This is a genomic window from Desulfosporosinus orientis DSM 765 (assembly GCF_000235605.1).
In the GTDB taxonomy this organism is placed as follows: domain Bacteria; phylum Bacillota; class Desulfitobacteriia; order Desulfitobacteriales; family Desulfitobacteriaceae; genus Desulfosporosinus; species Desulfosporosinus orientis.
Map to the genome: position 1 here is coordinate 5509987 of NC_016584.1, position 14457 is coordinate 5524443.

Annotated in this window: 6 protein-coding genes and 1 pseudogene; all 7 read right to left on the reverse strand. The window is 41.2% G+C overall.

Translation table 11 applies throughout. The annotated features are described in order from the left end of the window. Nucleotides 1–98: 98 nt before the first annotated feature. Nucleotides 99–503 carry a hypothetical protein gene (locus DESOR_RS25535; RefSeq protein ID WP_014187489.1) on the reverse strand — a complete coding sequence of 135 codons (405 nt, stop codon included), beginning with the start codon at nucleotides 501–503 and terminating at the stop codon, nucleotides 99–101. A 57-nt stretch (nucleotides 504–560) separates the two neighbouring features. Continuing rightward, nucleotides 561–1376, reverse strand: coding sequence for an SLAP domain-containing protein (locus DESOR_RS25540; protein WP_014187490.1), 816 nt, complete (start codon nucleotides 1374–1376; stop codon nucleotides 561–563). Nucleotides 1377–1644: 268 nt separating this feature from the next. Beyond that, on the reverse strand, nucleotides 1645–2424 hold the full coding sequence (gene istB / locus DESOR_RS25545) for an IS21-like element helper ATPase IstB (RefSeq protein ID WP_014184041.1): 780 nt from the start codon (nucleotides 2422–2424) through the stop codon (nucleotides 1645–1647). Then, nucleotides 2421–3662, reverse strand: a complete 1242-nt coding sequence (gene istA / locus DESOR_RS25550) for an IS21 family transposase (protein WP_014184040.1) — start codon at nucleotides 3660–3662, stop codon at nucleotides 2421–2423. The genes istB and istA overlap by 4 nt, the downstream gene beginning before the upstream one ends. A 232-nt stretch (nucleotides 3663–3894) precedes the next feature. After that, nucleotides 3895–4026, reverse strand: a pseudogene (locus DESOR_RS29150) (IS66 family transposase); the annotation flags it as partial. A 396-nt stretch (nucleotides 4027–4422) separates the two neighbouring features. After that, the gene (locus DESOR_RS25555; RefSeq protein WP_014187491.1) at nucleotides 4423–8643 is read right to left on the reverse strand and encodes a cell wall-binding repeat-containing protein; all 4221 of its coding nucleotides are present in this window, start codon (nucleotides 8641–8643) and stop codon (nucleotides 4423–4425) included. Nucleotides 8644–9665: 1022 nt separating this feature from the next. Then, a complete protein-coding gene (locus DESOR_RS25560) occupies nucleotides 9666–13886 on the reverse strand; it encodes a cell wall-binding repeat-containing protein (RefSeq protein WP_014187492.1) in 4221 nt (1406 codons plus the stop codon). Nucleotides 13887–14457: the final 571 nt, after the last annotated feature.

The following is a 14457-nucleotide window of genomic DNA, read 5'->3' on the forward strand; positions in this document are numbered from 1 at the left end:
TTTTGATGTCAATTGTTATTTAGAGATAATTTTGCAAACCATAAACCTTAATAAAAGATTATTATTTATAAAGGGAAGGGGATCCTTCCCTTTATAGTTTACTTAAATGTTGCATGCTTTACAATTTTTCCTTCTTTAATAACCATTATATCAATACTATGGTTAGGATATTTTTCTTTAATAACCTTACTGTATTTCTCCGCTACTTGATCAGGAGAGAGCTCTTGCTCATTGTTAATTACTATATCTGAATTCACAGCTGGCTGCTGCCCTTCTACTACTTGAACCATGACACTTTCTATTCCCTTTTCTGCTTCTATTTGCTTGGTTAGATTTTCGTCACGTCCTAACTTGACAGTAGACTGGGGGTTGACATCATTGGATTCTGTACTCTGCTTCGTATCGTCCTGTACTTTAGGAGTAGATTTCGAATTAGAACACCCTGAGAGAAAAGTTAAGATAACCAATACACTCAGAATCTTTAACCACTTACGCTTTGCCAAAATTTTATCTCCTCCGTTTCTCCACTAATGCAGAACGAAGACTCTTTTACCGTTATTCTATTGGCTGGGCATATCATGCAAAACTTGAATATGCCAGCTTGAAATATCAATCTTGTCCTGTTTAACAGTTTCAAAATTAAAGGTCCATAAAATAGCTTTATAGGGCTCAATTGTCAAAGTCTTAACATCAAATATTCCTTGAGCGGCCACTACCCCATTAGCATCTATTAGTGCCAGGGGAATCTGTTCAAAACTTAAGGGCATATTTGTAGCATTTCTTATGATCACAGTAGCCAAGAGATTACCTTCAGGTGTTTCAGTGGCACATAACGGCGAGAAATTCGCTTCCCCTTTCTTCATAGGGGGTAGTTTTGCCAATACCTGCTCTAATTCCTGCTTTTGTTTTTCAGATAATTTGTCTGGCAATGTCTGATACTGAATTTTAACGTTTTGAGGAATTTTTGATCTTACATCAAAACAAATCTGACAATCTTCAGGTATTTCCTTTGTATAAATATTTTCTGGCAAAAACCGTACAACGCAAGCTTTTGTTGAGCCGCCAATCACTTCACCGATGACCTCTCCGCTAAACGATTGCTGAGCCAATACTCGGCGATCGGAATCTAATAAAACCAAAGGTACTTTTTTAAATTTCACTTTTTGACTATATCCATTTGCTATAAAAAAGCCGACTAAGAGTGCTCCTTGTGCTGGAGAGACACTTGTAAAGTGGATAGTAACTCGATCATTTATAACCAAGGATTGCTCTTCCTCAGTCAGCTCATTAGTACTATCACCTAATGCAACGTTGTTATCAGATAACTCAACATCTAATTCCTTACCTTTAAAGATTTTTGGGAAATTCAATATCATAATTTATCCTCCAAATATTTTATACCAATATATTTATTCTCTCATATATTTAGCTATTTTACTACTGGTAAAATTCTTAAAAATATGTTGAGACTTTGTGAACACTTTAAACACCTCTTGAGACGTTGTTTCCTTGGCATAAGTTTCATGTTTGGGGAGCAGAACTACTTCCGAAAAAGGGATTATCTTCGACCATCTGCAGTTCTTGTCAACCCCAGTTCAAAATTCCTCAAAAACAACGGTTGAAAATTCCCCAATTAGCTGTTTACTAGTCGGTCGGAGTGAACTCCAATTTACTGGGATCATAAAAACCTGCTTTTTTCTTTTCTTTCACCCTGTAGCTATCTCCCTTAATATTAATGGTCGTAGAGTGGTGTAATAGGCGGTCAAGAATCGCCGTTGCGACGATATTATCACCAAATACATCTCCCCATTCTCCGTATGATTTATTCGAAGTTAGGATAATCGATCCCTTTTCGTAACGGCTAGAGATGATCTGAAAGAAATAATGCGCCGTTTCATCATCCATTCCTGCATACCCAACTTCATCGATGATCAAGATGCCGGGTTTACATAGAGTTTTAATCTTGCGGTGAATCCGCCCGGAGATGATGTTCTCCTTAATCATTGCAATCAGCTCATGGGCGCTTAGAAAGTAAGCCGTATAACCGTTTTTAATCGCTTCAACCGCAAGGCCTACCGCCAGATGGGTTTTGCCTACACCTGGCGGCCCGAGGAATACTACATTTTCAGCGCGGGCTACAAAGCCTAGGGTTTTCAGTTCATTGATCTTTCGAGCGTTAGCACTAGGCTGAAAATCAAAGTCGAATTGTTCCAGTGTTTTCACATAGGGAAGTTTCGCCAGTTTCATGTTAGCCTTGGCAGCCCGGTCGCGCTTAGCTTCAATCTCAGCCCATAACAACTTGTCCAGAAATTCTAGATAAGATATACTACCTTTAGAAGCTTCTTCTGCGTGGTGGTCATACACAGCGTTCATATGGATCAGGCCGAGAATTTCACAAGCCTGATTTAAACGTTCCTGAATCATTGTGTCACCTCGTTGATCAGCGATTCATAGACCTTAAGGGGTCTTTGATACACTTTGGGTGGTTGTTTGTGGCTTAGAATGGGTGCTGTGGCGGCAACTTTCTTCTGAGACCATGTTGTTAAACCCTCAAAGTGTTTTTTATTGCGCTGGAAGTGGTGTTTGCCTGAAAGCTTCACGTGGGATGCAATGCAGATGCCGTTTTCATCATAGATCTCCAGATGTCCGTTGTTTAAATCTCGAATTCTAACCCGCTTTCCCACGAAACGGTAAGGAACCGAGTAGAAATTCGCTTTGTAACTGATGGTACAATCGTTCATGACTTTGCGGTATTGTATATCATAAAGCAGGAATGCTTCTGGATTGACAGGTTTTAACGTTTCTCGTATGAATGCTTCTGCTGGGATTTCACGGGTTGTCTGATGCAGCCGGACATTGCAGACCGTATCCAACCAGAACTTTACGGCTTCATTTAAATCAGCCAGACTGGATATTGTCTTAATTCTTGGCCAAAAGTTCCTGCGCAGATACTTAACACCGTTTTCTACCTTGCCTTTGGTGCGGGGACGATAGGGACGGCAGCGCACTGGACTGAAATCTTGATGCCGGGCAAAGCTTAAAAATTGGTTATTCCACTGATTAGTGCCAGTTTGATGGCTATGTTTGACGACGGTTTTCATGTTGTCATACAGGATGGTTTCCGGTACCCCGTTAAAGAAGGCAAAGGCTCGTTCATGACAACCGATAAGTGTGTCAATGCGCTCGTTCTCAGTAAACTCAACATATTGTTTCCGGGAGTGTCCCATGATCATGATGAAGGCATGAACCTTGACGAAAGTTCCATCGTCTTTCAGAAGCTTGAATTCTCCCCAGTCAACTTGAGCTTGCTTGCCTGGTGGAGTCTCAAAGCGCATGGAGGCTTTACCTCTTACTTGCTCACGATAGGGTTTCATAAAATCCCTGAGAATGGTTAGCCGGCCCTGGTAGCCCATGGCTTTGATTTCATCAAATAAGACCATGGCATTGACGCATCCTTCGTTCATTCTCTCGATGATGTAGGCTTTGTGATTCTCCAGCTTACTTTCACGTTGTACTTTCTTACGATAGGCCGGGAGTTGATCACTTTTAAGCCATTTAGTGACCGTTTTTCGGTCTAAGTCTAATTCTCGTGCAATCTGAGTAATATTCATTCCTTTGCTTTTTAAGTCTCTGATCATAAAAAATTCCTCACTTTGTACCATTTGATTGTCTCTCCTCCTGTGGAGAAGAGTACGTTGATTGTGGGGAATTTTCAACCGTTTATTATGGGTATTTTAGCATCGTTCTTTTCAGTTCTTGATGTTTAAACTTTCTCGCCCAATAATGATAAGTGGTTTTCTTAAGCCCGTTTTAATGACCAAGTCTGGATATTCAGTCCACTTTGGCATCATTATTAGGTATGGCCTCCTCATATCGACGGCCCAAACATACTCAACACCCGCACCGGGTAACTTCCCAAACCTTGTTTTACCCACTGTAGCCGTCGGTTTGAAGCATCATGCGAAACCCTTCCAAGAAGCGCCTCGCATACTCGCCTGGACGAGTGGGTTGGTACTCAAACTCAACTTACTGCATCAAGAACCTTAAGCACATTCGCAAGTAATATTATAGGACTAAAGCCACTCTCTACGGAGATTGTCTCATAATTAATAAGGAAAAACGGCAACGTCCACCACAATGGACCGACGTCACAATCACAAATCAAGAGTCCAGCTACGGAGACGTAAGCCATTCCTCTGCAGTAACGCCGCAGCACGGCATTAGGCAACCAGTGCTTCTTTATCACTTCTATACCACTACAACAATACCTCATCTAAAGTAATTAAGTATAATATTTGATGATGATCCCTAGCCTTAGGATTATTCTCAATCCAATTTTAAATAAGAAGAACCCCTTGGATTTCTCCGCCGGGGTTCTTCTTTAGCCGTTTCAAAACTGAGTTTTTGTGAACTTAGCTTTGATTATTGACCTTTAACTGTTACCACAAATGCTTTTGTATCAGTTACTGTATTATCTAGGTCTGATTTGATCGTTGCAGTTAAAGTAACTTGTACATCAGCACCATTAGGTCTTGTTACAGTACCATCAGTAGCAACTAAAGCTGTGTTGCTTGATGCCCAAGTAATTGTTGTATTGCTAGCACCAGTTGTTGCTAGTGTTAAGTCGACTGTTACACTGTTAGCAACGTCTGTACCACCAAAGCCTAATGCTAAAGCTGCTTTATCAGTTGCAACATCTGTTGTACCTTGTAAGTTATCCATCTTAGCAAGCAAGTCATTCAACTTAGTTACATTAGCTGCTACAACAAGAGCTTTTTGGGCACTTGTTAATCCATCATAGTTAGTTTTTGCCGTGTTAATAGCAGGCTGATTTGCAATTGTAGCGCTTGTAACTGTTGGCAATGCTTCGATTTCTGTATCTACTGCACTTGCTGCTGCTTGGTTAGCTGCAGCGTCTGCACTAGCTTGTAAAGTAGCCATCTTAGCTACTAAGTCATTTAACTTAGTTACGTTAGCTGCTTTGACGAAGTCTTTTTCTGCCGGCGTTAGAACATCGTAGTTACCTTTTGCTGTATTTACAGCTGCCTGATCAGCAAGTGTAGCGCTTGCAGCTGCCGGTAATGCTTCAATTTCTGTATCCATTGTATCTGCTGCTGTTTGAACGCTTGCTACTGCAGTACCAACTAATGATGTTACTACACCATTAGTAACTACAATATTTGTAACTTGGTCATTTGCAGCTAAAGCCGCGAAGATTGCAGTATTGCCTATTGCTATGACACTGCCTTTTGATGTCTTGAGAGCTGTAGTTGTACTTAAGACATAAGGAGTACCATCAACATAGAGCACGCCATTTCCGGTATCTTCATAAGTTACTGCACCAGTAGTAGTGACAGGTGTAGTAGATGTGGAAGCTCCGATAAGGAAGAACTTAGCATATAAGCCAGTCTGTGCATCCAATACCACGGTTACATTGCTCTCGCCGCGAAGATCACTTAAGGATTCTTCAGAGATGTCAGAAGGATCTGAGATATCGAGCACTAAGCCGTTGTCAGCAAGTTTATAAGTTGTGCTGCCAACCGTTACTTTCTTATTACCGACATCTACGCCGCTTTGTGAAACGCTACCATTAGCTATACGATTTGTGTAGTTGCTATCGATATCGTGTCCGGATCTAGCAATTCCTTTGACGAGATTCATATTGTCTTCGTTATACTGAAGGACTACTACGTCACCTTTTTCGACGTCATCAGCATCAACTTTATCTACTTTAATTGTCTTCTCTTCTCCGCCAGCATATACGGTTAAGCTAACAATTTCGTCATCTGTATTGCGAAGAACTTTAGTGACCACTGCTTCGTCATAAGACTTATCATCGCTGGTGGTGCTATCGTACCAGATAGCTACGACTTCGGCATCATCATTATAGATGTAAGTTCCTTCGTCGATTTCTGATCCTTCATAGTCACCAAAGGCAGAAATGGTGTAGTCCTCAGCATCTGTGGCTTCTTTATCTTCGGTTGCGTCAAACATAATTGTATCAGCTGTCAGTTTCTTGCCGTCTATATACTTGTCGCCGGCTTCAATTGTTTTGGATGCAGTAATTGCACCAACTCCTACTAAGCCGCTAGGACTGCTGAAGAACTCGAGCTCTTTCAGGTCTCCGTCATCATTTAGGTGTAATTTGACTAGGCTTCCAGCATCAGCTTCGTTACTGAAGGAGATATCCACAGAAGGTTCTGTGGTACTGTTATCGGTTAAACGAATACCAGTATACGCACCAACGGTACCAATTAAGGATGCGTTCCAATCGCTGTTTGCTCCGGAAGTATTGTCAATATCATAGTCTGTTCCGTCAACAGTAATGGTATCTAAGTCTTGTAAGTCCATATCGTAGGATACTTCATCATCATCTTGAGTTAAAGCGTCGATTTCCACTTTATCTCTAGCAGATTTATAACCTAAGATATCATCTGTCAATACAGCAACTTTGGTATTGCCATCAACAAGAGCTGTATCTCCAGCGATATAAATCAAGTTTCCAGCATAGTCACCATAAAGGGTAACATCACCGGCAGCCTGGAGGGATTCTGCTGCGTCAGAGTCAACAGTATCTACGTCGCCGTCTTCATTGATGTAGATAGATCTTCCATTATTGTAATCAAATACATCTGAATCATAGATATAGTTGTAAGTGTCTCCATCTACTTCAATAGAGTCATCATAGACTTCATCAATTTCACCGGCAGCGATCTTCTTATTCAGGACTTCAGCATAACCGTCTTCATCATCTGCATCGTCACTGTAGAATAAGAGGTCACCTTTTTCGAGATCAGCAACGTCAATTACTTTGCCGTCTTTCACGATGGTAGCATCTGCAGCATCGAATCCGCCGCTTCCATCAACGCCGACAACTTCATCGCCATCGACAGAGTCAACGAGCACTACATCTTTCAATGAGTAAGCGCTGACAAACTCAACGTCTCCTGCACTGTCAAAGCCCACTTTAGCAAAGTTGAACTTTTTATCGACATAATCTGCAATGTCTTCTTTTTCACCATCGACATAGAAAGCAAATTTGTCTTTAGAGCTGTTATCATACTCTTCAGTTGAGATATCATACTTTTCATCTTCACCGAGAAGTTTGATTTCATCAACATCAGTAACTTCAATGGAATCCTCTTTGGCATCAGTGGACAGAATCTTGTAATTTACTAATTCATTGTCACCATTATACCAAACTTGTACAAGCTCGCCTAGTACACCTTCATAATCAAAGTCCATGCTGTCAGGTACATCAAGAGTTACCTTTAGGCCGGCAGCAGAACCTTTATCAACATAACCCACAATTTCCTTATCGCCTACATTGATATCCTGTACGCGAATCTTGAAGGAGTATGGGCGGTTGAAGGTTGTTGTGAGAATAGTTCCGTTTGCATTTACAGTAACAATATAATCCTGTTGATACGCAAGTACTACATCATCATCATCTCGTGAGTACAATTCAACTGTTGCAGTTAAACCGTTTGAGGACATTTGCACTTCTTTTATACCGTAACGTGCTAACGTATCGGCGTTTCTTAATGAAATATCTGAGGGTTGAAGCCCGGTTACAGGCTTGCTGAAGGTAATTTCTAAGTACCTGTTCGAATCGTCAAGTGCACTAACGGATACGATGGCTAATTCTTTATCACCAGGCACCTCTGAAACTTGGCCCGCAGCAACTCCAGCACGTATACTTTCAGGGACAACAGCTTCACCACCAAGAGCAGTAACAACACTACCAGCAGCGGCCTTGCTGTATGTAAAAGCAGCTACTGCGGGAACTGTTTTTCCATCAGTTAGTACGATAGCAGATTGGCTTTGAGCTGCAAGTGGAGCGCCTGCAAGAGCATCAATACCGGTTACGCCGTTAGCAACATAGACATTGTCAAATGCGAGGCTGGAAGCGAAGTCTTGGATAACTTGGTTATTGGTGTCGTAAGCTGTTAAGCCAGCGTGACGGGTTGTACCAGGAAGTGCAGCTTTTACAGCATCGCTGATAACACCTGTTCCACCGATAACGTCACTGGCAGTGATGCTGGTGCTTGCTAAGTAACCAGCTACACTGGAAGGAAGAGCATCTCTGTTGGTTAAGAGAATTGGCTCGTTAGCTGCGGCGGCAATTGACGCAATAGAAAGTGCGTCAGGAATACCGTTTGCAACAGCAACTTTAGTAACACCAGTCATTTTCTTAGCGATATTCACAGAGGTTTCAGCACGATCGTATCCGCCGAGGGATACAACTTCAATGCCCATGCCTTTTAACTCATCGATAACACCTTGTTTGATTACAGCAGTTCCGCTAGTAACATAGACGGTTTTAACTGCAAGTTTTGTAAGTTCAGCTTTAGTAGCAGCATCTAGGGTATTTCCTGCTCCTGTCAATAAGATAGGAGCTTTCAAGGAAGCTGCGAGGGGACCAGCTGTCAATGCATCAACCATACCGTAGGAAGTTGAGGATGCCAGTATAGCTGCCCCAGTATAGCCGGTTTGATCTGCGATTTGTGCAGCGGTTTCTTCTGCCGTATTGCCGGCAATACGAGTTGGAACAGGTGAAGCTGCTAAGACATTAAAAGGAACCATACTTAATGTCATACCTGCAATAGCTAATGAAGCTAAGGCTTTTTTAGTTTTCCTCATGCAGTAATTTTCTCCTCTCGTCTTTGGATCTCTTTTGGGTCATATACACAAACTCTCTACCTAGGCGTCCTTTGTCACCCCCTAACCTTTAACTTTTTCTCATCTTAGACATTGCGCAATTCCTAAAAGCAGTCCACAGAATGATTGGGAGCGTCCCCCCAAGGATGCAATTTCATCCCTTCTGTGGTGTGCTATTAGTCCTTTAGTAAATTTATGGGTCTATTGTTAATTAATTTACCGTTTACTCTATTCTAACAACGATATATAAAATCCTTCTTTTTTGTTTAAAAAATTCTATATATTCTAAATTCTATAATATATTATTTAAATTGAATATTTTTTCTAAATTATATATATTGTTTATATTTGGTCTTTTTTGCATCTACGAATATGTATATGATATTTGGTAAACAATGATGCGTTCAGAAGTGCTAAGAACGTATATGTAATATGTGAGAAGATTAATAAACTATCTATTGGTTATAAGAGACTCTTTTAAGCCCTATTTTTCGAAAATAGGGCTTAGTATCTTAAATAAACTTACCTACGACAACTTGTAATCTCAACTTTTTCGTCTTCCCATATTCTTTGGGTATTTCTACCCTTCGTACTGGGTTTTAACGAATTTACCACTTAATATAAAGGTGCGTACAAAAATTAAACCGGTTACATACAAGTAACCGGGCATAACAACAATTCCTTTGGCTTCACACCATTCCTTAGCAGTAATACCGCTAGCACGGCATTCGGCAACAGTGCTTCTTTTTCACTTTTATCCACTACAACAATACCTCCATGTAAGGTTTTCATGGGATATATTGTCTCATTGTCGTTGTGAGTTGACCATGCACCCCAATTGTATGCGCTTACAGTACTAAATAATTATGCATAATTTATGAGGAGATCCCTAGCGCTTAGGATTATTCTCAATCCAATTTTAAATAAGAAGAACCCCTTGGATTTCTCCGCCGGGGTTCTTCTTTAGCCGTTTCAAAACTGAGTTTTTGTGAACTTAGCTTTGATTATTGACCTTTAACTGTTACCACAAATGCTTTTGTATCAGTTACTGTATTATCTAGGTCTGATTTGATCGTTGCAGTTAAAGTAACTTGTACATCAGCACCATTAGGTCTTGTTACAGTACCATCAGTAGCAACTAAAGCTGTGTTGCTTGATGCCCAAGTAATTGTTGTATTGCTAGCACCAGTTGTTGCTAGTGTTAAGTCGACTGTTACACTGTTAGCAACGTCTGTACCACCAAAGCCTAATGCTAAAGCTGCTTTATCAGTTGCAACATCTGTTGTACCTTGTAAGTTATCCATCTTAGCAAGCAAGTCATTCAACTTAGTTACATTAGCTGCTACAACAAGAGCTTTTTGGGCACTTGTTAATCCATCATAGTTAGTTTTTGCCGTGTTAATAGCAGGCTGATTTGCAATTGTAGCGCTTGTAACTGTTGGCAATGCTTCGATTTCTGTATCTACTGCACTTGCTGCTGCTTGGTTAGCTGCAGCGTCTGCACTAGCTTGTAAAGTAGCCATCTTAGCTACTAAGTCATTTAACTTAGTTACGTTAGCTGCTTTGACGAAGTCTTTTTCTGCCGGCGTTAGAACATCGTAGTTACCTTTTGCTGTATTTACAGCTGCCTGATCAGCAAGTGTAGCGCTTGCAGCTGCCGGTAATGCTTCAATTTCTGTATCCATTGTATCTGCTGCTGTTTGAACGCTTGCTACTGCAGTACCAACTAATGATGTTACTACACCATTAGTAACTACAATATTTGTAACTTGGTCATTTGCAGCTAAAGCCGCGAAGATTGCAGTATTGCCTATTGCTATGACACTGCCTTTTGATGTCTTGAGAGCTGTAGTTGTACTTAAGACATAAGGAGTACCATCAACATAGAGCACGCCATTTCCGGTATCTTCATAAGTTACTGCACCAGTAGTAGTGACAGGTGTAGTAGATGTGGAAGCTCCGATAAGGAAGAACTTAGCATATAAGCCAGTCTGTGCATCCAATACCACGGTTACATTGCTCTCGCCGCGAAGATCACTTAAGGATTCTTCAGAGATGTCAGAAGGATCTGAGATATCGAGCACTAAGCCGTTGTCAGCAAGTTTATAAGTTGTGCTGCCAACCGTTACTTTCTTATTACCGACATCTACGCCGCTTTGTGAAACGCTACCATTAGCTATACGATTTGTGTAGTTGCTATCGATATCGTGTCCGGATCTAGCAATTCCTTTGACGAGATTCATATTGTCTTCGTTATACTGAAGGACTACTACGTCACCTTTTTCGACGTCATCAGCATCAACTTTATCTACTTTAATTGTCTTCTCTTCTCCGCCAGCATATACGGTTAAGCTAACAATTTCGTCATCTGTATTGCGAAGAACTTTAGTGACCACTGCTTCGTCATAAGACTTATCATCGCTGGTGGTGCTATCGTACCAGATAGCTACGACTTCGGCATCATCATTATAGATGTAAGTTCCTTCGTCGATTTCTGATCCTTCATAGTCACCAAAGGCAGAAATGGTGTAGTCCTCAGCATCTGTGGCTTCTTTATCTTCGGTTGCGTCAAACATAATTGTATCAGCTGTCAGTTTCTTGCCGTCTATATACTTGTCGCCGGCTTCAATTGTTTTGGATGCAGTAATTGCACCAACTCCTACTAAGCCGCTAGGACTGCTGAAGAACTCGAGCTCTTTCAGGTCTCCGTCATCATTTAGGTGTAATTTGACTAGGCTTCCAGCATCAGCTTCGTTACTGAAGGAGATATCCACAGAAGGTTCTGTGGTACTGTTATCGGTTAAACGAATACCAGTATACGCACCAACGGTACCAATTAAGGATGCGTTCCAATCGCTGTTTGCTCCGGAAGTATTGTCAATATCATAGTCTGTTCCGTCAACAGTAATGGTATCTAAGTCTTGTAAGTCCATATCGTAGGATACTTCATCATCATCTTGAGTTAAAGCGTCGATTTCCACTTTATCTCTAGCAGATTTATAACCTAAGATATCATCTGTCAATACAGCAACTTTGGTATTGCCATCAACAAGAGCTGTATCTCCAGCGATATAAATCAAGTTTCCAGCATAGTCACCATAAAGGGTAACATCACCGGCAGCCTGGAGGGATTCTGCTGCGTCAGAGTCAACAGTATCTACGTCGCCGTCTTCATTGATGTAGATAGATCTTCCATTATTGTAATCAAATACATCTGAATCATAGATATAGTTGTAAGTGTCTCCATCTACTTCAATAGAGTCATCATAGACTTCATCAATTTCACCGGCAGCGATCTTCTTATTCAGGACTTCAGCATAACCGTCTTCATCATCTGCATCGTCACTGTAGAATAAGAGGTCACCTTTTTCGAGATCAGCAACGTCAATTACTTTGCCGTCTTTCACGATGGTAGCATCTGCAGCATCGAATCCGCCGCTTCCATCAACGCCGACAACTTCATCGCCATCGACAGAGTCAACGAGCACTACATCTTTCAATGAGTAAGCGCTGACAAACTCAATGTCTCCGGCACTGTCAAAGCCCACTTTAGCAAAGTTGAACTTTTTGTCGACATAGTCAGCAATGTCTTCTTTTGCACCATCGACATAGAAAGCAAATTTGTCTTTAGAGCTGTTATCATATTCTTCAGTTGAGATATCATACTTTTCATCTTCACCGAGAAGTTTGATTTCATCAACATCAGTAACTTCAATGGAATCCTCTTTGGCATCAGTGGTCAGAATCTTGTAGTTTACTAATTCATCGTCACCGTTATACCAAACTTGTACAAGCTCGCCCAGTGCACCTTCATAATCAAAGTCCATGCTGTCAGGTACATCAAGAGTTACTTTTTGGCTAGCAGAAGAACCTTTATCAACATAACCCACAATTTCCTTATCGCCTACGTTGATATCCTGTACGCGAATCTTGTAGGAGTATGGGCGGTTGAAAGTAGTTGTAAGAATAGTTCCATTTGCATTTACGGTAACAACGTAATCTTGTTGATATTCAAGCACTTGCTCATCGTCGTCTCGTGAATACAATTCAACAGTTGCAGTTAAACCGTTGGAAGACATCGTGACATCTTTAACGCCATAACGGTCTCCTGTATCAGCATTTTTGATGGTAATATCGGATGGTTGAAGTCCTGATACAGCGCTGCTGAAGACGATTTCTACAAATTTGTTGCTATCGTCAAGAGCGCTTACAGAAACGATTTTCAGTTCTACATCGCCAGGAGTTTGTGTAACTTGTCCGGCAGCAACTCCAGCGCGAACACCTTCCGGAACAACAGCAGTACCGCCAAGAGCAGTGACAACTGCATCAGAAGGAGCTTTGCTGTAAGTGAAAGCAGCAACAGCAGGAACTGATTTACCGTCTGTGAGAACGATAGGAGATTTGGTTTGCGCTGCAAGAGGAGCACCTGCAAGAGCATCGATTCCAGTTGCACCGTTAGCAACATAGACATTGTCAAATGCGAGGCCGGAAGCGAAGTCTTGGATAACTTGGTTATTGGTGTCGTAAGCTGTTAGACCAGCGTGACGGGTTGCACCAGGAAGTGCAGCTTTTACAGCATCACTGATAACGCCTGTTCCACCGATAACGTCACTTGCAGTAACGCCAGCGCTTGCTAAGTAATCAGCTACACTGGAAGGAAGAGCATCTTTGTTGGTTAAGAGAATTGGCTCGTTAGCTGCAGCAGCGATTGATGCAATAGAGAGCGCATCAGGAATACCGTTTGCAACAGCAACTTTGGAAACGCCTGTCATTTTCTTAGCGATGTTAACAGAGGTTTCAGCACGATCGTATCCGCCGAGGGATACAACTTCAATGCCCATGCCTTTTAACTCATCGATAACACCTTGTTTAATTACAGCAGTTCCGCTAGTTACATAAACAGTTTTAACTGCGAGTTTTGTAAGTTCAGCTTTAGTAGCAGCATCAAGTGAATTTCCAGCACCAGTCAATAAAATAGGAGCTTTCAATGAAGCTGCGAGGGGGCCAGCAGTTAAAGCATCAACCATACCATAAGAGGTTGAGGAAGCAAGAATTGCAGAACCGGTATAGCCCGTTTGATCAGCGATTTGTGCCGCAGTGTCAGCAGCAGTTAAACCAGCGATACGAGTTGGGACTGGAGCTGCAGCGAAAACATTAAAAGGAACCATGCTTAACGACATACCTGCGATAGCTAATGAAGCTAAGGCTTTTTTAGTTTTCTTCATGTAGTGAATTTCTCCTCTCGTCATTGGATCTCTTTCTTTTTTAGGAAATGAACTTCTCTCTCTTTGTAACCAGGACGTCTTTTAGTCGCCCCTCACCCCCTTAAAATGTGTAGCACAATCTTTAGACATTGCGCAATATCTAAAAGCATTCCACAAAATAAGCGGGAGCGTCCCCCCTAAGGATGACGGTGTTTCATCCCTCCTGTGGCCTGCTATTTAGAACGGCATGGGAAATGAAGAAACCACAAAAAGGTCGATATTAGCTATATATATTCTTCATAATAGCCAATATTCCTGCTTGCTGTCCGATTTTTTTTATGCAGACTTAAGTTAAGCTTTACTCCTCGGACAAGTTTCCTATGTACTTGTCTTAGTTTACACTAAAACCTACTAGTTTTCCACCATTTAGTTAAAAATATACTTAACTTCTGATAGAATACTTGAAGTATAACATAAAATAAAGCTGAAGATGTAGGAATTTTGTGTAGTTTCAACAATTATTATATTTAAGAGGTTAATTACTCCCCCAATTTAACACACTTAAATGTCAGAATTTAAAAAATACTCAAAG

Excerpts from the sequence above, each read along its gene's own strand:
- DESOR_RS25555 (WP_014187491.1), bottom strand. The coding sequence starts at position 8,643 with ATGAGGAAAACTAAAAAAGCCTTAGCTTCATTAGCTATTGCAGGTATG.
- DESOR_RS25560 (WP_014187492.1), bottom strand. The coding sequence starts at position 13,886 with ATGAAGAAAACTAAAAAAGCCTTAGCTTCATTAGCTATCGCAGGTATG.
- istA (WP_014184040.1), bottom strand. The coding sequence starts at position 3,662 with ATGGTACAAAGTGAGGAATTTTTTATGATCAGAGACTTAAAAAGCAAA.
- istB (WP_014184041.1), bottom strand. The coding sequence starts at position 2,424 with ATGATTCAGGAACGTTTAAATCAGGCTTGTGAAATTCTCGGCCTGATC.
- DESOR_RS25540 (WP_014187490.1), bottom strand. The coding sequence starts at position 1,376 with ATGATATTGAATTTCCCAAAAATCTTTAAAGGTAAGGAATTAGATGTT.